This window comes from Flavobacterium limi, assembly GCF_010645075.1.
In the GTDB taxonomy this organism is placed as follows: domain Bacteria; phylum Bacteroidota; class Bacteroidia; order Flavobacteriales; family Flavobacteriaceae; genus Flavobacterium; species Flavobacterium limi.
In genome coordinates, this window is record NZ_JAADZV010000007.1 from 321,874 (window position 1) to 343,742 (window position 21,869).

General features: G+C 33.7%; 17 protein-coding genes. 10 read left to right on the forward strand and 7 right to left on the reverse strand.

Going from position 1 to position 21,869, the window contains the following annotated elements; translation table 11 throughout:
* Nucleotides 1-40: 40 nt before the first annotated feature.
* The 5 genes from GXM16_RS16060 (at nt 41) to thiL (ending at nt 4,216) form a co-directional block, all read left to right on the forward strand.
* Nucleotides 41-652 carry a hypothetical protein gene (locus tag GXM16_RS16060; protein WP_163395497.1) on the forward strand — a complete coding sequence of 204 codons (612 nt, stop codon included), beginning with the start codon at nt 41-43 and terminating at the stop codon, nt 650-652.
* A gap of 167 nt (nt 653-819) precedes the next feature.
* Complete coding sequence (locus GXM16_RS16065; RefSeq protein WP_163395498.1) at nt 820-2,172, forward strand: hypothetical protein; 1,353 nt, start codon at nt 820-822, stop codon at nt 2,170-2,172.
* 56 nt (nt 2,173-2,228) lie between these two features.
* The gene (locus tag GXM16_RS16070; protein ID WP_208797387.1) at nt 2,229-2,426 is read left to right on the forward strand and encodes a VOC family protein; all 198 of its coding nucleotides are present in this window, start codon (nt 2,229-2,231) and stop codon (nt 2,424-2,426) included.
* Between the two features lie 208 nt (nt 2,427-2,634).
* On the forward strand, nt 2,635-3,036 hold the full coding sequence (locus GXM16_RS16075; RefSeq protein ID WP_163395499.1) for a nuclear transport factor 2 family protein: 402 nt from the start codon (nt 2,635-2,637) through the stop codon (nt 3,034-3,036).
* 133 nt (nt 3,037-3,169) lie between these two features.
* Nucleotides 3,170-4,216 carry a thiamine-phosphate kinase gene (gene thiL, locus GXM16_RS16080; protein WP_163395500.1) on the forward strand — a complete coding sequence of 349 codons (1,047 nt, stop codon included), beginning with the start codon at nt 3,170-3,172 and terminating at the stop codon, nt 4,214-4,216.
* Between the two features lie 80 nt (nt 4,217-4,296).
* On the opposite strand, the gene GXM16_RS16085 is transcribed toward thiL, so the two are convergent.
* From GXM16_RS16085 to GXM16_RS16105, 5 genes are all read right to left on the reverse strand, one after another.
* Nucleotides 4,297-4,989, reverse strand: coding sequence for a response regulator (locus tag GXM16_RS16085; protein WP_163395501.1), 693 nt, complete (start codon nt 4,987-4,989; stop codon nt 4,297-4,299).
* Nucleotides 4,979-7,024 carry an ATP-binding protein gene (locus GXM16_RS16090; RefSeq protein ID WP_163395502.1) on the reverse strand — a complete coding sequence of 682 codons (2,046 nt, stop codon included), beginning with the start codon at nt 7,022-7,024 and terminating at the stop codon, nt 4,979-4,981. Before GXM16_RS16090 ends, GXM16_RS16085 begins: the two co-directional genes overlap by 11 nt.
* 108 nt (nt 7,025-7,132) lie before the next feature.
* On the reverse strand, nt 7,133-7,369 hold the full coding sequence (locus GXM16_RS16095) for a hypothetical protein (protein ID WP_163395503.1): 237 nt from the start codon (nt 7,367-7,369) through the stop codon (nt 7,133-7,135).
* A 174-nt stretch (nt 7,370-7,543) separates the two neighbouring features.
* Nucleotides 7,544-8,356: a LytR/AlgR family response regulator transcription factor gene (locus tag GXM16_RS16100; RefSeq protein WP_163395504.1), complete on the reverse strand. Its 813-nt coding sequence runs from the start codon at nt 8,354-8,356 to the stop codon at nt 7,544-7,546.
* 184 nt (nt 8,357-8,540) lie between these two features.
* Nucleotides 8,541-10,079 carry a glycine--tRNA ligase gene (locus tag GXM16_RS16105; protein ID WP_163395505.1) on the reverse strand — a complete coding sequence of 513 codons (1,539 nt, stop codon included), beginning with the start codon at nt 10,077-10,079 and terminating at the stop codon, nt 8,541-8,543.
* 246 nt (nt 10,080-10,325) lie between these two features.
* Here GXM16_RS16105 and GXM16_RS16110 point away from each other — a divergent pair, with 246 nt between their 5' ends.
* The gene (locus tag GXM16_RS16110) at nt 10,326-11,009 is read left to right on the forward strand and encodes a ComF family protein (RefSeq protein ID WP_163395506.1); all 684 of its coding nucleotides are present in this window, start codon (nt 10,326-10,328) and stop codon (nt 11,007-11,009) included.
* A gap of 2 nt (nt 11,010-11,011) precedes the next feature.
* Here the strand turns inward: GXM16_RS16110 and GXM16_RS16115 are convergent, their stop codons facing one another.
* Entirely contained in the window at nt 11,012-13,675 is a 2,664-nt protein-coding gene (locus tag GXM16_RS16115) for a reprolysin-like metallopeptidase (RefSeq protein WP_163395507.1), read from the reverse strand.
* Nucleotides 13,676-13,871: 196 nt separating this feature from the next.
* Here GXM16_RS16115 and GXM16_RS16120 point away from each other — a divergent pair, with 196 nt between their 5' ends.
* The 4 genes from GXM16_RS16120 to GXM16_RS16135 all read left to right on the forward strand — a co-directional run bounded on the left by GXM16_RS16120 (nt 13,872) and on the right by GXM16_RS16135 (nt 17,851).
* Entirely contained in the window at nt 13,872-14,801 is a 930-nt protein-coding gene (locus GXM16_RS16120; RefSeq protein WP_163395508.1) for a bifunctional riboflavin kinase/FAD synthetase, read from the forward strand.
* A 118-nt stretch (nt 14,802-14,919) separates the two neighbouring features.
* Nucleotides 14,920-15,357 carry a hypothetical protein gene (locus GXM16_RS16125; RefSeq protein ID WP_163395509.1) on the forward strand — a complete coding sequence of 146 codons (438 nt, stop codon included), beginning with the start codon at nt 14,920-14,922 and terminating at the stop codon, nt 15,355-15,357.
* Nucleotides 15,358-15,530: 173 nt separating this feature from the next.
* Nucleotides 15,531-16,619: a biotin synthase BioB gene (gene bioB / locus GXM16_RS16130; protein WP_163395510.1), complete on the forward strand. Its 1,089-nt coding sequence runs from the start codon at nt 15,531-15,533 to the stop codon at nt 16,617-16,619.
* A 344-nt stretch (nt 16,620-16,963) separates the two neighbouring features.
* Entirely contained in the window at nt 16,964-17,851 is an 888-nt protein-coding gene (locus tag GXM16_RS16135; protein WP_163395511.1) for a cupin-like domain-containing protein, read from the forward strand.
* Here the strand turns inward: GXM16_RS16135 and GXM16_RS16140 are convergent.
* Nucleotides 17,832-21,683, reverse strand: a complete 3,852-nt coding sequence (locus GXM16_RS16140) for a T9SS type A sorting domain-containing protein (protein ID WP_163395512.1) — start codon at nt 21,681-21,683, stop codon at nt 17,832-17,834. The genes GXM16_RS16135 and GXM16_RS16140 overlap by 20 nt on opposite strands.
* Nucleotides 21,684-21,869: the final 186 nt, after the last annotated feature.

Sequence of the window (21,869 nt, forward strand, 5' to 3'; positions counted from 1 at the left end):
CGCTTATAAATGAGTTAGTGAAAACCCTAGACAGAAACGAATGAAAATATCAGTTGACTTAACAAAAGAAAAATTTGAAGGCATGGACTCGGTGAGTTTCTATGACAGCAAAACAATTTTTTTTGATCCTACGACAATTTTGCCATCGACAGTTTCTTTTAAAGTTTGGGGTGCAGGACTTTTGCCTGAATTTGATTGGACTAAGTATATTGACCTAGACAAAATTCCACACATCAAGAAAATCAGACACCAGACACTAGGCAACGAAACTGCTATAAAAGGCTTTGGTTTATTGACATTTAATGAAGTTGTAGCAGGTAAAATTACCATTTCACCTTATGACAAAGGCACGTTTCTGAAACTCATTGACGGCAGACAAGTTGAATACAAGAGAGAATGGGCACTTGAAAGTATCAACAAAGACTCATATGAATATTGGCTAGACACCACTATCTATTTTCCCTACGGAGCTTGTGATTTAAAACTTTATGCAAAAGGTAGTGTTACCTTTGAGTTTGACACGGACGACTGTGTCAACTATTTGGACTACATTACGGACAAAGATCGACACACAACTTTTTGGGGTTATTTACAAGACAAGTCATTGACAACAAATTCATATAAGTATGAAGACTTGGACTCCAAACAATGAAGGGCAGCTACTAACACAGGTTTTGCGTTAGTGGGTGGACAGTGCAAATAGAAACATTTGAGCAATTGATAAAAGTTGATGCTGGCAGACAGTTTACGGTTTCAAAAGCCCACCAACGCAAAGCCCGAAACCGTTATGCTAATTACCAACCAAAATAAACAATAACAATGTCAACAGAAAACGAAGAAGAAATTTTAGACGAAGAAATAACTTATTCAGAGTTATTAGAAATGAATTTAGATAAATTTCTAGAAGAATTAACTGCTTTAGCAGATAACCTTCCTTTTCAATTAATGATGCTATCAATTAAGCATAAAAATCTTATTGAAAAGTTAGAAAAAATATCATTGAAAACTGAAGACGTAGATGATAAAGGCAAGGAAATTACTAAGTACCAAGTAACTTCAGAAAAAGCCGATGAATTCACTAAAATTCATAAACTGCTGAGAAAAACAGATATCGCCGAAAAGATTTTACCTAGGAATTACGTTGTTTCAATTATTAGTCAGTACGATGCATTTTTAGGAGAACTAGTAAAGGTCTTGTATGAAGTAAATCCAAACATTTTGCGTGCCAGTGAAAAAATAATTAATGCCGAAGAAATCTTTTCGTATGAGTCAATTGAAGACCTAAAAAACCATATGATTGACAAAGAAGTAGAATCAATCTTGAGGGAAGAACATCTTGAACAATTAAAAGTTTTAGAGCGAAGAATTTCGAAGGTTACGGGAAGAGATTTTACACTAACTACTGATTTACCTATTTTACCATATTTCATAGAATTAACTCAAAGGCGCAATTTGTTTGTCCACACTAACGGACAAATTAACAGACAATATTTAGATGCTAAAACTAAATGGAAATTTGAATCAGAATGTACAGGCAAACTGAATGAGGAATTAAAAGCAGAAAATGATTATTGCAAAAAAGCATTTGAAGTTTTATTCGAAATTTCAGTAAAGCTAACGCATGTATTATGGCGAAAAATGCTTCCAGATGACCGGGATAAAGCTGATATGCATTTAAATCAAATAATCTATGACTTATTACTTGACAACAAATATACATTAGGAATAATTATTTCTGATTTTGCTACAGATGTAATTAAAAAGTTTTCTTCAGAACAAATCAGAAAGTTTATAATTATTAATAAAGCTATTGCTTATAAAATGTTAAACAATGAAAAGAAATGTAAACTAATAATTGAAAAAGAAGATTGGTCAATTGGAAACGAATTTAAACTTGCAAAGGCGATATTAGAAGACAATTTCGTTGAAGCACAAAAAATTATGATAAAAATTGGCGCAGATGATGAGCTCATAAATAAATTTGCTTATAAAAATTGGCCTTTATTTAAACGCTTTAGAAAGAAAGAAGAATTCCGTGTTACTTATAAAGAAATATTTAATGAAGATTTTCTATTAGAAGAAATACAAGATAAACCAATTGTAAAAAAGGAAAGTAAAGCAGAAACTAATGTAGAACAAGCCTCGGTAGAAGAAAACATAATTGTTGAGTAGTAAGTAACTATAGGCATAACTTCATAAACAAACCACAACTATCAAACAAAAAAACTATGGCACTTATCAATCCACACATTAATTTTAATGGCAATGCTCACGAAGCTTTTGAATTTTACAGAGCTGCATTTGGCGGGGAATTTTCAAAAGTGGTCCGTTTAAAGGATTTGGCAGGCCCTGATTTTCCGGTAGCTGAAAACGATGAAAACAAGATTTTGCATATTTCTCTACCTATCGGTAAAACAACAGACTGATGGAAATGTGTTTATTCAAATACGAAACTACTGAGGAAACATAATAAATTGCAGCTATAAAAACTGATCGGTAAATTAAATAATTGAAAACTAGTCGGTTCCAATTGCTCGTAAGCCAAAAAATTCTTACATTAGCATTAAATTTATAATTTGAAAATTCAATTCGTTTTAATTAAAGTCAAACTCTTATTCAAAGCTAAAAAACACAATGAAAAAATTCACAGCAGCAATATTATTTTTTCTACAACTTGTTTTTTTCACGGCACATTCACAAAATGCTCCAACGCCATTGGAAACTGTAAATAAAAGAATGACCTTTTACAATCAGCACAACTTTACTGAATTTATAAAATTATATTCTCCTGATGTTGAAATTTATACCTATCCGGATCAGTTATTAGCAACCGGTACTGATAACCTAACTTCTATTTTTAAACCCAAATTTACCGCCAAATCGGTCAAAGTTGAGATTATCAGTCAGATGTTTAACGGAAATTATGTAATCAATCACGAAATTGTTACAGAGAATGGAAATCAGACAAAGTATATTTCTATTTATGAAGTGAAAGATGGCTTAATAAAGAGCGTAAAATTTGTGAGAGACAAATAGAGTCTATCCCATATTGAAAATTATTAACTAGTATTCTTTCTGGCTTAATTAAAATTAAACTCCATTTTAGTTATTAATCCTCAACTTCGTACCTTTGCTGCCTTGGTAAAACCAAAAAGCAATTAGAAACAACATGATCGAAGATAAAAACCCACAACGTACCAGCATAGCGCAGTTAGGCGAGTTTGGTTTAATAGAACATTTAACCAGACATTTTGATGTAAAACAAGAATCCACTTTAAAAAGTATTGGCGATGATGCAGCTGTCCTTGATTTCAAGGATAAAAAAGTAGTGGTTTCGACCGATTTACTGATTGAAGGCGTGCATTTTGATCTGGCTTACATGCCATTGAAACACTTAGGATACAAATCTGTTGTAGTAAATGTGTCTGACATTTGTGCCATGAATGCCAAACCAACTCAAATAACAGTTTCTGTAGCCGTTTCTAACCGTTTCCCACTGGAAGCCTTAGAGGAATTATTTGAAGGGATTACACGCGCTGCGAATGAGTATAAAGTAGATGTTATTGGCGGTGACACGACCTCATCACAAAAAGGATTAATTATCAGCATCACGGCAATAGGTGAAGCAGATGCTGATGAAATTGTATACCGAAACGGTGCCAAACAAACCGACTTACTTGTCGTAACCGGAGACATTGGAGCCGCTTACATGGGATTACAGGTATTGGAACGCGAAAAACAGGTTTTTCAAGTCAATCCAAACAATCAGCCAGATTTAGATCCGTACACCTATTTGGTCGAAAGACAATTAAAACCTGAAGCCAGAAAAGATGTCCGAACACTTTTACATGCACTGGAAATTAAACCGACTTCGATGATTGATATTTCAGACGGATTGTCCTCTGAAATTATTCATTTGTGCAGGCAGTCAAAAGTGGGCTGTAATTTATACGAAGACAAACTGCCACTTGACCCACAGTTTATTTCGACCTGCGAAGAATTTAATATAGACAGCACAACAGTTGCCATTAATGGCGGTGAAGATTATGAATTACTGTTTACAATCGACATTAATGATTTTGATAAGATAAAAGGAAATCCAAACTTTTCTATCATCGGTCACATGGCCGATGAAAGTGAAGGAATTCATCTGGTAACCCGCGCCAATACCAAAATTGCCTTAAAAGCAAGAGGCTGGGATGCGCTGAGTGAATAAATTTTAAAAGTTAGAATAAAAAAATTCCAAATTCCAATATTGTATCGTTGGAGTTTGGAATTTTTATTTTGGATTTTATTTTAGAAAAGTCCCTTGCTTTTGGCTTCTTTTACCAAATCATCGTCTGAATCATTTTTTATCTTGAGCAGCTCTTTAAGTCCTTTTTTTCGTCTTCTGATTGCATTTATGGAAATAGGAATATAGTGCGGCATTTCTTCTTCAGAAGTCCCTTTGGACAAATGAAATAAAATCTGTTTGTCAAATTCATCTATTTCAATAGAGTTATGGGGAGACTGATTGAGCATTTTCTGAACCGACTGGCTGTAATATTTATCGCTTTTCATTACCTTATCAAAAGCAAAAAGCAATTCATCAAATGTCAGGTCATTTTTTATAATCAGACCGTTTGGCTGTATGGTACGGATAATGGTTTTAATTTTCAGCAATTCGGTATACATGGTCAGCAGAATAATTTTGCAGTTTGGCATGTATTCCAAAATTAGTTTTGCTATATCTTCTCCTGAAAAAATTTCTTTTTCATCATAAGCCGGCATACTGATATCTAAAAAAGCAATATCAAAAGGAACCGTTTCAGGGTTTGTAATAATTTCATAAGCAGATTTACAATCTTTAGCCTGCGAAATCAAAAACTCATGGCTTTCAGGATGATAACGTGTTATAGCATTTTTATAACCCTCAATAATAAACGGATGGTCGTCTACGATTAATATATTGCTTTTTTGCTTAAGCGATGGTGGTAAATCAGCTTTCATTATGAATCTTATTTATTTTTTGATCTATTGGTATCTTCACTAAAATGGTAGTTCCTTCACTCCTTGCCGAGTTTATTTCGACATTTCCGTTACATTCTGCCGTTCTGTAAACAATATTTTGCAGCCCGATTCCTTTTTTTGTTTTATGAATATTAAATCCTATTCCATCATCTGATATTAATAAAACTAAATAATTGATCTCACTTTTAAATTCGACAGTAATTGTTTTTGCCCTGGCATATTTATTACAATTCTGAAGCGCTTCCTGAATGATCCTGTATAAATTAATTTTTACAACATTGCTAACCAGGTCCCATTTGATATTGGAATCAATATTATAAGCCAGTTTTGTACTGAATGTATTGGTTTGATTTTGAAATAGCTTTTCTAAAATCGCAACAAAATTATTAATCAATCCGGATTTTTCTTTATTTAAATCATGCGAAATTTCCCGAATATCCTGCTCAATTTCTTTTAATTCCAGCAAATATTTCCTTCTCTTATCAGTAGCGGTTTCTTCGTCTAATTTATCAAGGCTGTCTAAACTAATCCTGACACCAAACATTCTTCCTAAAACACCATCATGCAGTTCCTGGGCAACTTTTTTCTTTTCCCTGATCCGCATTGTTTCGATTGCGTTTTGCTGTGAAATCATCAAATTATAAATATCCTCATTTGCAATTTGCTGTTGCTGCTTAAAAAGCAATTCCCTGTTTCTTGCCTGTTGTGTTTTGTATATATAAAAAAACAAACCAAGCAGCGAAAGAATACTAAAAACATACACCAAAGTCCTGTTCTGTATTTCTAAACTCGAATTTTCGCTTTTTATTTCATTGGTTTCATATTCTATTCGGGTAAATTTATCCCCCATTTTACGTTCGGCCTTTTGAAGGCTGTCATTTATGCGAATATAGTCTTCTGAAAATTTTGAAGCTTTTTTGGGATGAATTAAAGATAACTGCTTCAAAGCGACCAGTACATTACGAAAATTTTTAGTACGCTTTGAAACTATAAGTGCCTGATTTGAATAGTGCAGAGCTTTAGCTGTATCCTTTATCGAGGCAAAATACTCCGATAAATGCATTTTACTTGCCGTTATACCTGCTGTAAGCTGTAAGCTGTCCCTTATTTTAAGTGCTTTATAAAATAAACCCGGTAGGTCTTGGTTCTGATTTAATTTAAACTGGGAATACGCTAAATTATCCATCAAAATGGCATACAATTCAGGTTTTTGATTAAAGAGGTTTTTTTCTTTTAGTCCTTCCTGAAAATAAAAATTAGCTTTTTTGTAATCATTAAGATTTTGATAAACAAAACCTATATTATTTAATGAAGTTGCTTTTGACTGGAACTCTACAGGAATAATTTTATCATCTATGCTGGCAATGGCCTTATTATGGAATTCAATGGCTTTTTCATATTCCCCCAGTTCATTATATAAAATTCCGAGCAGGTTGTAAGCTTCATATAAAATATCATTATTGTTTTTTCCTTTAATAACTCTTAAAGCATTAAAAATAGCCTTTTCACTGCCGTAAAAATCTCCTTCGTTATACTGTAATAATGCTTTACTAAGTCTTGTTTTGGCTAAATTATAAAAATCATCAGTTGCCAAATATAGTTTTTCGGCTTTGTAATAAAATGCAAATGCACTGTCTGAAGAAGTTTGAGAACTGTAATAATCCCCTAAATAAATATAAGCTTTAGACATGGAGACCGAATCCTTTGCTTTTAGGGCCTTTTCTAAAACAATTTTAACCGTTTTATTATAATTGTTCCAATCTCTCATATTAAAATAACGATTGGCAACTTTAAAAAGATTTACCCTTTTGACTGAGTCATCGGGCTGGCTCATAATGACTTCAAAAGCTTTTTGATTGTATTTTTGCTTTATTGCAACGGGTAATTTGTATTCGTTGGCCAATGATAAATATAAATCCAGACTATCTCTCGATTGACTGGATACACGAGTGCTTTCATTTTGCTTCGTACAGCCAATAAAAAATATAAGTAATATCAGATAGTTTTTTTTCAATTTTGTCTTAAAAATTTACTCAAAAATACAAAACTATACATTAGACATAAAGAAAAAGACCGTCTAATTTTAGACGGCCTTCTCTATATTGAAATGAATTACAGTGAATTAATCCACTTTTCTGCTTTGTCCTGCTGACTGATTTCCGTCAATGCTTAATTTTTGATTTGACAAATCAGATCCCATCATATCCACTTTTCTGCTTTGTCCTGCTGACTGATTTCCGTCAATACCAATGGTTGTATTGTTTATTAAAGTATCATTACTAGTTTTTGCAGAAGTATTAAAAGAAGTTAATACCATTACTAAAGAGAATAATCCTGTTGTTAAAGCTAATTTTTTCATGATTGTTGTGTTTATATTGTTATACTTTTTTACTTTTTTTAATCCCGTTTCGTTCGGAATTCTTTGGTAAAACTAAACAGTAAAGCGCAACAATTACTTAAAAAAAAGGCGTTTATGGTCAATGCTACCCGTTCATGAGTGAATGGATACCAAATCAGGGCAGATGGTTTTATTTTAAGTTTCTATATAATTTTCATTGGCAAATTCACTAATTATGAAATCAACATTTGCTTTGTAAGACTTTGAAAAAGGAAGTTTTATAGTTGTTTTTTTAATATAACATAAAGAGTTACCTGTATGGATCCTCGAAATATAATTTCTGTTTACTATATAACTGTTATGTATTCTGATAAATGGATTTGACAAAACCGTTTCAAAATGCTTCAGTGTTTTAAAAGCTGTAATCATCTCACCGCTTTTCAGGTGAATGTCTGTTGAATTATTATCTGCCTGAAAATAACAGATTTCATTGGAATCTATATAACGATGATCTCCATATGATTTAACACATAAAATAAAGGATTTCCTGTTTTTATTAATCTGAATTCCTTCTTCCTGATTTTGTTTTTCTTTTGGCTTCAGTTTTTGCACCAGAAGCACTTCATCTTCATTATATAATTTATTTAATTTATGAATCAGTTTCACTAAATCAATTGCTTCAAGTGGTTTAAGAAAATAATCATTTACTTCATACTGAATGCAATCAAACGCTAAATCTTTACTTTTTGTTGTTACAATAATTTTTGGCAGCTCTTTCAAATACATCAATAAGCCATTAATTAAAGTTAAAGAAAGTCCGCTGGATTTGTCTTTAGGGTCAATTTCCAAAAAAACCAGATCAGGTGTATGTTTTAAAATCAGGTTCAGTCCATCGGTATAATTATTCGCAGCAGCTATAAAATTCAGCTCTGAAAACTCCTTTGCAATTGTCTTTATTTTTTCAACACTTTCCGGATCGTCATCTAAAATAATGTAGGTGTAATTCATTGTTGTGGATTAATTGGGGTTAATCTATTGTTTTTGGTTTTGGTATTTCTGTAAAAGAAAACATCTAAAGTTATAAAAAATATCTAAAACAATTCTTTCATTTAGATAAATTCAAAGAATTCCATAAAAAAATCCCAAATTCCTAATAGAATTTGGGATTTAATATTTTTGAAGTTTAATTACCTTACATTTTCATCAGCCAGTTTTTCATTGATACTTCATTCTCAATAATTGATTTCAAATCGCCTATAGCAACACGATCTTGTTTCATAGTATCTCTGTGACGAATTGTTACTGTCTGATCTTCTAATGTCTGATGATCCACAGTAATGCAAAAAGGTGTTCCTAAAGCATCTGCTCTTCTGTAACGACGGCCAACTGCATCTTTTTCATCATAAGCAACATTAAAGTCCCATTTTAAATCTTCGATGATTTTTTTTGCTACTTCCGGTAATCCGTCTTTTTTCACTAATGGTAAGACAGCAGCTTTTGTTGGAGCTAAAACTGCAGGCAATTTCAACACAGTTCTAGTCGATCCGTCCTCTAAAACCTCTTCCTGCAACGATGTTGCAAAAACAGCTAAAAACATACGATCCAGACCTACAGACGTCTCTACAACATATGGAACATAGTTTTCATTCAGTTCCGGATCAAAATATTGCAGTTTTCTTCCTGAATATTGTTCATGTGCTTTTAAATCAAAATCAGTACGGGAATGAATTCCTTCTAACTCTTTAAAACCGAATGGGAAGTTAAATTCAATATCTGCAGCAGCATTTGCATAATGCGCTAATTTTTCATGATCATGAAAACGGTAATTGTCTTTTCCTAATCCTAAAGACAAATGCCATTTTAAACGTGCTTCTTTCCAGTGATGGTACCATTGCATTTCTTCTCCAGGACGTACAAAAAACTGCATTTCCATTTGTTCAAATTCACGCATACGGAAAATAAATTGTCTTGCCACAATTTCGTTTCTAAAGGCTTTACCGGTTTGGGCAATTCCAAAAGGAACTTTCATACGGCCTGATTTCTGGACATTTAAAAAGTTCACGAAAATACCTTGCGCCGTTTCCGGACGTAAATATAAATCCATTGCAGATTCTGCAGAAGCCCCTAATTTAGTTCCGAACATTAAGTTGAATTGCTTCACATCTGTCCAGTTTTTAGAACCCGTTTCAGGATCAGCAATCTCTAATTCTTCGATTAAAGCTTTTACATCCTGAAGATCCTCACTCATACCCTTTGCAAGTCTTGCCAGAATCTCTTTTTTCTTTGCAAGATATTCAACAACACGTGCATTCGTTGTAATAAATTCCTCCTCATTAAAAGCATCTCCAAAACGGACTTTTGCTTTTTCGATTTCTTTTTGAGCTTTCTGATTTAACTTTTCAGCATAATCTTCGACCAAAACGTCAGCTCTATATCTTTTTTTCGAATCTTTATTGTCAATTAAAGGATCATTGAAGGCATCAACGTGCCCTGAAGCTTTCCAGGTTGTCGGATGCATCAATATTGCAGCATCAAGACCGACAATATTTTCATTCATCTGAACCATTGATTTCCACCAATACTCACGGATATTCTTTTTTAACTCGACGCCGTTTTGTGCATAATCATACACTGCACTCAGTCCATCGTATACTTCGCTTGACGGGAAAATAAATCCGTACTCTTTTGCGTGCGAAACCACATTCTTAAATATATCTTCTTGTTTTGCCATAGTGATGCAAAAATATAAAAAGTGAGTTTAAAAAAAAGAAAAATAGTGGAAGATTGCCCACTGATATTTAATTTTTTATAAATAAATCCGGATTTTTCTATATTATTTGGTGACTTTAAACGAATAAGTTGTAATAATTAAGCCTTTTTATTTTGGCTGTAAATATTTTTTAGAAAAAAAGCAATTAAACCCAATGTTTTTAATCGCTTTTATCTTACATTTATTCAATAAAAAGTTTCCTGAGATATGTTTGAATCTTTAATAAATCTTTTCTTTCCTAAAGTCTGTGCTGGCTGCAGTTCCCTTTTAATGACTAATGAAACTGTGTTTTGTACTAATTGCAGACATGAAATGCCTTTGACGCAATATTACCTGGATAATAAAAATGAAGCTGTTAAAAAGTTTTATGGCAAAATTGAAATTGAACATGCATCGGCATTTTTGTATTTCAATAAAAAAGGAATCGTACAGGAATTAATTCATAATTTGAAATACAAAGGATATGAAGAAATTGGAACAGTCCTGGGAGACTGGTATGTAGAAGATTTAAAAAGCATTCAGCCTAAAGTACCTTTTGATGCTGTAATTCCTGTACCGCTACATCGAAAGAAATTTAAGGAACGGGGCTATAATCAGGTAGCTACTTTTGGAAATGCATTGTCCAAAGGATTGGGTATCGACTATAATGAAACTATTTTGTTTCGGAAAAAATATTCTAAAACCCAATCCAAAAAGAATCTTTTGGGAAGATCAGAAGGAATAAAAAATGTATTTGATGTACATATTTCAGAAGAAAATCATAACAAACATTTTTTACTTGTTGACGATGTCCTCACAACCGGAGCAACATTAGAGGCATGCTCCAGGGCATTGCTCAAAATTCCCGGAACAAAAATCAGTATTGTTTGTATGGCAATGGCTAATTCTTAAATTTAGTTTACGAGTATCTTTTTGACAATTCTTTTATCACCGTTTGTTATTGTTACCAGATACAACCCGCCAATCGGATTTTGCATTTGAATATTCTGATAGAAATAAGGGGCCTTGTCAAACGTTTTGTCATACACTTTTTTACCGGATATGTCATGAATCGTTACTTCTACAACTTTAGTCGAATCCGAATCGAATTGAATTATGAAATTCCCCTGATTTGGATTTCGATACAACGCAAAATCTATTTCTTCAAATTGAGAATCATCTAATGTAAATGTTTGACTGCAAATATTTACTGAAGCAGAATTTATAGTTCCGAAACTTCCGGAAACTGCATCACGCACCCTGAACACCCAGGTTCCCTGAGGATTTTGTCCATTAAAAGCGTTTAAAAATTCTGCCGGAATAACAATCTGACTTGTTATCTTCGAACAATCTAATTCAACTCCCGAATCATCATATCCCAATATTAAAGTCGAATTAGTACTTGCACAGTTTTTATCAAACAATTTTACAATCGTCCCCTGTGGATTTTCTATTTGAATTTCTAAATCTGAAAACCTGCTATGAGTTACGTTTACAGTTACGTTTACATCAGAAACTATTCCTGTTGAAGCTGGAACGCTTACTGTTTTTGTTGTAAAAACAGACCCAAACGGTATGTTAAACGAGCTGCCAAAACTATAAGTGCTACAAGTCGTTGCCGAGTTGTATCCTATCGAAAAAGGATTTGAATTTAAGGCATAATAAATATTAGCACCCGGCTCAATCAACAGCCTGCAATTTGTAGCTGTTATATCTGAAGGAACTGTTATAGTCTCAGAGCCATCATTTGGTGTATTTGACGCGAGAATTACAGGAAAAGTCAAGCCTCCATCTGTAGATAACTTGATATTTACATTTGAAGAACCTGGTAATGTATTGGTACTATTAACATTCCATGTTATGTTCTGAAAAGAACCTTTTTGCCAACCAATATCATTTGTATTTTGTGAGGTTACTGCAAAAGGACCAACAGCGGCATTTACTGTAACAGTCATATTATCACTATTAGTCTGAGGAGTATCTAAAACAGCATTATCTCTTGCTGTCAGGGAAAAATGCAAATCTCTTCCTACTGATGAAACTGACTCCCAGGTTGTGGTTAATCTATTTTGAAGTACAGAACTAAAACTTGGCATATATCGAATAGCTGAGCTTGTTGGCGGCAGAGAACGAAATAATGGCCCATCTGGTTTTGAAGGTTTAGCAATACTATTATCTCCGGATGCTGTGGTGGCACTATCGTTTTGCTCCCAGCAATACGTAACAGTATCATTATCCGGGTCAGAACCAGTTCCGGTTAAAATAAATGGGGTATTAATCGGAATAATATAATCTGGACCCGCAATAACATTAGGAGGGTTATTATTTATTGGCGTACTAACCGGACATGATTTAGTAGCGAGATTATTCTGGATTTGTAAAATACTTGCATAGGCAAAATAATCATCAGAACTGTTTTGAATATCATAATCATCTGTTACTCCTGCGTACCCCATAATAGTCGAACCGCTGCCAGGCTCTACATTTGTCCCTGTGCCCTCAATTTCGTGAGAAAATGTATGGGTAGCACCTAATTGATGCCCCATTTCATGGGCTACATAATCGATATCAAATGTATCCCCCTGCGGAATTGAATTTGAAGGAGAAGTATAAGCACTCCCTTTGGCATTTTCATCAGTCAATGAAGCAGGATTCTGACATACACAGCCAATACATCCTGCGTCGCCTCCGCCTCCTGAACGCCCAAATAAATGCCCAATATCATAATTATTGCTTCCAATAACATTCGTCAATGTTCGTTGAACTTCAACATTCCAGGCTCCATTTGCACCTGCACTAGCATTAGAATAGGGATCTGTTGTCGCATCTGTATAAATAACATCTAAATTATTGGCTATTATAGTTAATTGCACAGCCAGTTCTTTATTAAAAACGCCATTTACTCTTGTCATCGTAGCATTCATCCCTGCTAACGCTCCTGCTTTTGTCCCGCCAAAAAATGCAGTATATTCACCTGTGCAGGATAATGCCAGTCGAAGTGTTTTTAAAGTTTTCGTATTAGATGCTGTTTTAGCTGTTTTAGCTGAAATCTTTAGGATATTCTCTTCTTTAGTTTTACAAATTAGAGATTTTGAAGTATCCTTATTTTTAGATGTAAACAATACATATTCTGATTTATTTTCGGGATTTTGCTCTATAAATTCAGATGCTCTGTCTGAACGAAGTACCATAGTCTGAACACCTATTGGCGCAACACTAAAATGAATTTTTGCTGTTTTATCATCTAATCCAGTACCAACATATGCCCTTATTTCGGGATACTGAGCCTGCAATTCCGGATCAAAATTAGAGGATTCCCATACCATAAATCGTTCTAAATCTCCATCAGCATTTGGAACAGTAATTTCTGAAACTGCACTTTTTGACGTTCTGCCCGAAGCTGTAATTTTCTGAATTAAAAGATTTTCATTCAGCTTATAATATAACTTATCCTGATCGATCCTATTTCCTGTTTTTTTAGCTGAAACCGAATTAACTTTCTCCCAAAGAACATTTGTTTGTGCATGAACATTAATACAACAAAAAATAAAGAGCAGGATTAGTAGCTGTTTTTTCATAATCAAGAGGTTATTAGAGAATCAAAATTAAATCAATTAAGTTAAATTCTTCTCAATTCTCGACAGATATTTATTGCGCATCGACGAATTACTTCTTTTTCACAAAAACTAAACGAATCAAATTAAAAAATCAATTCACGTTAGTATCAGATTTAAAATAGATAGTATAAATTTGCAGCATCTTAAATAATTTGTTTTGAAGCTCTTTCATTCTATTAACGATTTCCACTCTACCAAGAAAACAATTTTAACTCTTGGCACTTTTGATGGCGTCCACATTGGCCATAAAAAAATTCTGGAAAGAATTACTCAAAACACTGAAAACGGAAAATATGAAAGTCTGGTTCTTACCTTTTTTCCGCATCCAAGAATGGTCCTTCAGGAAAAATCAGAGATAAAACTCTTAAATACCATTCCCGAAAAATCTAAACTTCTGGAAGCAACCGGCATTGAAAACCTTGTTATTCATCCGTTTAACGAGAATTTTTCAAGATTAACCGCCGAAGAATTTGTACACTCCATTTTAGTTGAGCAGTTTCATATTCATAAAATAATTATTGGTCACGACCATCGCTTTGGAAGAAACAGAACAGCCAATATTGATAATTTAATCGCTTTTGGAGCTGAATACGGTTTTGAAGTGGAACAAATTTCAGCACAGGAAATTCAGGATGTTTCAGTAAGTTCCACCAAAATCAGAAAAGCTTTGCAGGACGGAAATATGACTCTGGCAAATGAATATCTGGGATATGCTTATTTTTTAACCGGTGAAGTTGTTAAAGGAAAACAATTAGGAAGAACTATTGGTTTTCCGACAGCGAATATACAGATTGAAGAAGATTACAAACTAATTCCTAAAAACGGTGTGTATGTTGTAAAGACTTTTATTAATGAAAAAGAAGTTTTCGGAATGATGAATATTGGTTTCAACCCCACTGTAGATGGTCAAAAACAGACTATTGAAGTAAATCTTTTTGATTTTGAGGCTGACATTTATGAACAGAAGCTTGAAATTTCCCTGCTCAAATACCTTCGCGAAGAACAAAAATTTGAATCAGTCGATTTGTTAAAAGAACAATTAAACCTGGACAAAAAAACTGCATTGGATTTTGTGAGTATACTTTAAAAACTCAATATATACTTTTCGTTATTTTTAAATCAACGTATTTATTTTTTTAGTAAATTTAATATACATTTTGCTGTTTATCAAATATTTACTATTAACCTCATTAAAAATAACCATCATGAAATTACCAAAAGAAATTGTCAACGGATCTCTAATATTCCTTGGCATAGGCATTTATTTTTTATTGATGAATGTATTAGGTCTAGCAGATTTATTCTATTTACGTACCCTGAATGTATTTTTTATCTTTTATGGCGTAAACAGAACCATGCAAATGAACCTTCACGAAGGAGAAACTAATTTTGTATCCAATGCTGTTTCTGCAATGGCTACTTCTGTAGTTGGAGTGTCGATGAGCGTTTTCGGACTATTAGTTTATAGTTATGCACGAGGTGGGGATGCATATGTTGCCTCACTATCTGAAGCTTTCATGTTTGGAGGAAACCCTTCAGTACCAACTTATTGCATCTGCTTATTATTTGAAGGGCTTGCATCTTCAGTTATTGTCACCTTAATGATGATGTTATACTGGAACAACAAATATATAGCCGATTAACTTTTTGAAAATAAAAACAATCATTTAAGCACTCTAACTCATAAAAAACTACAATTTTATGATTTTAGGGTGTTTCTTTTTTGAAAATAACTGCCAAATATTCATTTAGAGAAATCAGCATTGGTTGATTAGAACAATTTAACTACTTTTGAAGCTTCAAAAACAATGTATCAATGAGCATTACAAAACACAACTGGACAAAAGACGAAATAATCGCCATATATAATAAACCAATGATGGATTTGCTGTATGAAGCAGCAACAATTCACAGACAAAAACACGATCCGAATGTAGTTCAGGTATCTACTTTACTTTCTATTAAAACCGGAGGCTGTCCGGAAGATTGCGGTTACTGTCCACAGGCTGCACGTTACAACACAGGAGTTGAAGGAAATGATTTGATGAGCGTAAGCCAGGTAAAAGCTCAGGCATTGCGTGCCAAATCCAGCGGATCATCGCGTGTCTGCATGGGGGCTGCCTGGAGAAACGTAAAAGACGGTGAAGAATTCGATCAGGTTTTAGAAATGGTTCGTACCATCAACAAACTCGATATGGAAGTTTGCTGTACTTTGGGCATGATTACGGAAAATCAGGCACAACGTCTGGCAGAAGCTGGTTTATATGCTTACAACCATAACTTAGATACTTCGGAAGATTATTATAAAGATGTTATTTCAACACGTGCTTTTGAAGATCGTTTAGAAACTATCGAAAATGTCCGTAAAACCAATGTAACGGTTTGCAGCGGTGGAATTATCGGAATGGGGGAAAGTATTGAAGACAGAGCCGGAATGCTGGTTGCACTTTCTACTTTAAATCCACAGCCTGAATCTGTACCAATTAATGCATTGGTTGCTGTTGAAGGAACTCCGATGGAAGATGAAAAACCGGTTGAAATCTGGGAGATGATTCGTATGGTAGCCACAACCCGAATCGTAATGCCTGAAACGCAGGTACGTTTATCTGCAGGAAGAACCAATATGAGCCGTGAAGGTCAGGCAATGTGCTTCTTTGCAGGAGCCAATTCTATTTTTGCAGGAGATAAATTACTTACCACGCCAAATCCGGATGTAAACGAAGACATGAAAATGTTTGAAATGCTGGGATTGATTCCGCAAAAACCTTTTACAAAAGTATCTCAGCCACAAACTGTAGAAGCTGCAGACTCTCAATTTGCACCATTAGGCGAAAAACCAAAATGGTCAAGACCAGGACATACTATCGAAAGAAATGTTGAAGCTTCAGGAAAATTAAAAGTTTAACATTTAACTAAGCCTAAAAATATAAAATGCTTTTGACAAATTTGGAGTCAAAAGCATTTTTTTATTTTATTCATCTGAGATGGTTCTCTTAGTTTATTCTTAAATTCTCTAATAGCATTTTTCAAAATTGGTTTTAAATATGATATAGGAAATCCAAAACTGAATGAAAGAAACAGAGAGCAAACTGAAGAGCTGTAGCGACTTTAAGCAGGGAATTTTATTTTAGTTTAATAAATCATTAAATTTCGATTAAGTCAAAAATTTAAGCGATTGAGTTAATTGATACACTATACTATTTCTAAATTGCTGTCTGGCTAAATGTCAGACGCAATTTTTATAAAGACATGAATTTAAAGCAAATAGAAAGGGTAAAAAAGATCTCAAAAGCCGATTTTATTTCCCGATATGTAAAAAATCAGATTCCCGTTGTAATTGAAGAACTGACCGAAGACTGGCCAGCTTATCATAAATGGAAATTATCCTATATTAAAGAAATAGCGGGAGAGAAAACTGTGCCTTTATACGATGACAGGCCAGTAAACCACGAAGATGGATTTAACGAAGCTCATACTACAATGAAAATGAGTAATTATATCGATCTGCTTGAAGAAAAACCTACTAATTATCGCATTTTTCTTTACAACTTAATGAAAGATGTCCCTTCTCTGAAAAATGATTTCTTGTGGCCTGATATTGGCCTAAAATTAGTCAAACAAATGCCAATGCTTTTTTTTGGGGGAGAGAATTCCAAGGTATTTATGCACTTTGATATTGATTATTCGAATATCCTGCATTTTCATTTTCATGGAGAAAAACAATGTATGATTTTTCCACCCGATCAGTCAAAATATATGTATAAAGTTCCGCATGCCTTAATTTCAAGAGAAGACATTGATTTTGATAATCCTGATTACGAAAAATTCCCAGCGTTGAAGAATGCCGAAGGCTATATCACAAACCTCAAACATGGTGAAATGTTATATATGCCAGAAGGTTATTGGCATTATATGAAGTACTTGACACCTGGTTTTTCGATGAGTCTACGCTCTTTTCCCAAAAACATCGCAAACTTATCTAAAGCAGCTTATAATGTTTTTATTATGAGGCATTTTGATATTATGATGAGAAAATTCAAAGGTCAAAAATGGATTGATTATAAAAATGAAAAGGCAATACTAAATACACATGAAAATTTACTGAATGAGACTAAGGCTAATAGAGTATTTTCTTAGTTTCCAAAGCATTTTCCGTTTTAATTTTTAAAATCAGGACTTTGTTTTTTTGTTTTAGATTAGAAATTATTATTGAATTTTGATTGGTATTTTGCTCTAAAATCAATTTCCCAGCCATATCAAAAACCTGAACTTTTTGAATGGCTGAATCTTTCGATTCAATAACAAGATGTTCTTTCTTTTGATAAATGATAACTTCTTTTTTATTCTCCAAAAAATCATCAACAGTATGATGAAGCGTTTTATTATCATATTTTAAAACAAAACGATTATTGAAAGTTCCCTTTTCAGTTGAAAAAACATAAGACTCTTTTTTTAAATCATGTAAAATCATTTTGTCTCTATCTTCAAGATATATGGATTGACTTCTAAAACTTTCATCTAAATGGTCTATACTTATTGCAAAATTTCCATCGATTTCTGTTTTGTATCCCAGTAAAACTTCATCTGAGTCTTTAAAAGGAAATTCCCGGCCTTGTATGGCCCAGTTTTTTTCTTCGTTAAAACTATAAAAGTCAACATACTTATTTCCATTGAACGATTCGCCGTCAAAAGGTATATCGTAATCGTTTGTTGCTCCTTCAACATAACCAATTAAAAGCTGTTTAAATGCATTTTGTTCATTGGTAAGATTAAGCCATATTCTGTTTTTTTGTACTATCTTCTTTTTTTCTGTTGACTTGGACGGTTTAAAGAAAGACGAATTCTGTTCTATGATTCTCATACTATCATCAAACTTCACTTCTTCAGCAGTTAAACTCTGAACAAAAAAAGATTGTGCTGAAGCAATTTTTCCGTCTGGTAAACTTTTATTTTCACCAGAAGCCAGGGAAGCTCTTGTTCCTACACCTCCTAATAGTGTATAAACTGCATAATCTTCTGAAGTATACTTATTATATGCCAGTGGTGTATTGTGAGTCCAGAAATAAAGTGTCCCTTTAATAACACCCATATTATCTGTTAAAAAAACATCTGCATCAAGAGCTGAAGGATATGGATTGCCTATTAAATTGAAACTATCTGCACCGCCAATAGTAGTTTTTATTTTTCCGTTATTAGGGATTCCCTTAAAAACTGCCTCATATTTTTCAGGTATTGAAACTGAAAAATTCTGTGGTCCGCGAATGATGTACCCTTTTCCTAACCTCATGTTTGTAGATGAAATTTCCTCTTGCCAATAATTTACTTCGGGGTCAAAAGAAAAAAACTTGTCTGATAAAGTCGTTGGTGAAACATCTATCAGATTTTGATTTTCAACCGGAGATGACCAATAGGTATAATCGAATTTTCGAATAGGAGTAGTTTTGCGTTTAAGATGCATAATCCCTGTATTGACCATCTCATCATCTGATTGGTACAAAGACGCAGTGTCTTCTAAAATCAAAATTCCGGATCCTGAATAATTAAAACTCAATCCTAAAGTTTTTCCGCCTGAAATTGTTACTGTCTTCCCGGAGTTAATACTACAGTTACATGCATTCGCTGAAGCGGAAAACAAATAATCTTCTTCAAAAATTAATTCTTTTCCTTCTGACGGAAATCCATTTGACCAATTTGTACCGTCCCACTTTGAGCTATTAGTACATAATTTCAAACGTGCAATCCTGTGTTTGGCAACTCCTGAAACCGAGTTAAAATTACCACCAACAATCAGTTTATGGTCAACCGTAAATTCCATGGTGTACAAAGTACTGTTTAAACTTGTCGAAAATGAGGGATCAAAAATGCCATTTGAAGTCAAACGCAATAAACGTAAAGAAGCTGTACCATTATAATTTCCAGAAAATGCTCCTCCGACCAAAATCCTGTTATCGGCCTGCACCAAAATACTTCGAACATCGCCATTACTAAAACCAGTTCCGGAGTTAAAAGTCGTATCTAATGTCCCGTTTAAATTAAGTCGTAAAATTCGTTTTTTAGAAACTCCATTATAATTCAAAAAAGAGCCGCCCACAATGATTTTTCCGTCAGATTGTAAATCAAGTGCATATACGTTTTTATCAAACCCAATACCCACAGAAAAACTACTGTCTATAGTGCCGTCAGGATTTAAACGTATTAATCCGGAATATCCTAACCCGTTGAATGTATCAAATCGTCCGCCTAAGACGATTTTTCCATCTGGCTGAACTAGTATTGCATCAATTATTCCGTTGGCTCCTGTAGTAACATGAAAACCTCCATCAATTGTACCGTCAGGCATAAGTCTTACTACACGACCAAACGTAACACCATTATATTTCGTAAAATTACCCGCTGCCAGTATCTTTTGATCTGATTGAATGGCTATTGAAAAGACCTGGCCATTGAAACCGCTTCCGGAAACAAAACTGTAGTCTAATCCTCCATCAGGCAAAATACGGGCAACGCGATTACAAACTGCATTGTTATAAGTGGTAAAACTTCCACCAATAATCATTTTACCGTCTAATTGCTGTGCTGCCGTTTTTATAGTGTTATTTGCTCCTGTCTCAGCTGAATTAAAGGTACTATCCAAATCTCCATCAGGCAAAATACGGGCAATTTTTGAACATGAAACTCCGTTAAACTTTGAGAAATTACCAAAAACCATAGTTTTGTTATCAGACACGGGCAATACTTTGAAAACAGAATTATCAAACCCAACTCCTGCCGAGAGATAACTTATATCATGAACTCCATTCGGATCAATCTTAGCTAGTTTTCCCTGATTTAAGGAGTCGAAAACTGAAAATGAGCCACCAATATACCAGCCGCCATCAGCTGAATTTTCTAAACTATATACTGATGCAGAACCGGGACCTCCGCCCATATCAAAGTCTGTTTTTATTGTACCATCACCATTTAAAAGTATTAGCCTGTTTACATCAGCACCATTATACTGATCGGTAAATGAACCACCTGCCAGAATATTACCAAATGCATCTAATTTTATCACATATACAGTACCATTACTCAAACCTGTTCCTGATGAAAACCCCGAATCTCTTGTTCCATCTGAATTTAACCTAATAATCTTATTTGCGGCAATTCCATTATAATCTGTAAATTCACCACCTAATATTATTTTGCCGTCTGCCTGTAAAACCATTGCATGAATTTCTTCATTAAAAGCAGTCCCAATGTTAAAAGCCGTATCTAAACTTCCGTCAGGATTTAAACGAATTATTCGATTTACATCTACACCGTTAAATTTTATAAAACTACCGGCTACAACAATTTTTCCATCTGGTTGAATTTGAACACAATTTATATTTGAAGGAGCTCCGGAACCTGTCAAAAAACTGCTATCTAAATTTCCATCAGGCAAAATTCTGGCAATCCTGTTTACCGTATTACTATTATACTTTGTAAAACTTCCAACAATTATTACTTTCCCGTCTGATTGCTGCGCAATTTGATTAACTATCCCTGTACCTGCGGCTAATGAAGTATTGAAAGTAATATCATGTGAACCATCACTATTTATGCGAATCAGCCTCCCTGTGTCTACACCATTATAACTGGTAAAATTACCTCCAATAATAATCTTGCCGTCTGACTGAATATAAGAAGAATATATTTTTCCATTAAAACCCAAACCTATATCAAAATCTCCGTCTAGGGTTCCATCTGTTTTCAAGCGGGTCAAATATGAAAGTGGTTTTCCATTAAAACTTAAAAAATCTCCCCCAACAATTAAGTTACCGTCCGCTTGCATCGATAAAGTTCTAACTGCATTATTGAAACCATCACCATTATGACCATCATCATAAGTATTAAAGGTTGAATCTAATTTTCCCTGCTGGGCATTATTATGAAAGGTTAAAAAACAAAAAACAATTATGACGAAAGGTTGTAGTTTTGATTTCAAAATAAGAATTTAAGTTAAAGTTATTTTTGAATTACATTATTAATAAGAATTTACATGCAATTTATAATTATACTTAACCCGTTACAATACCCACATTTAGGGATTTTAAACAAAAAAATCCGATAACTTACGCTATCGGATTTTTAATCTTATTATTTCTGGTTTATTTAAAAATCACTTTTTTGG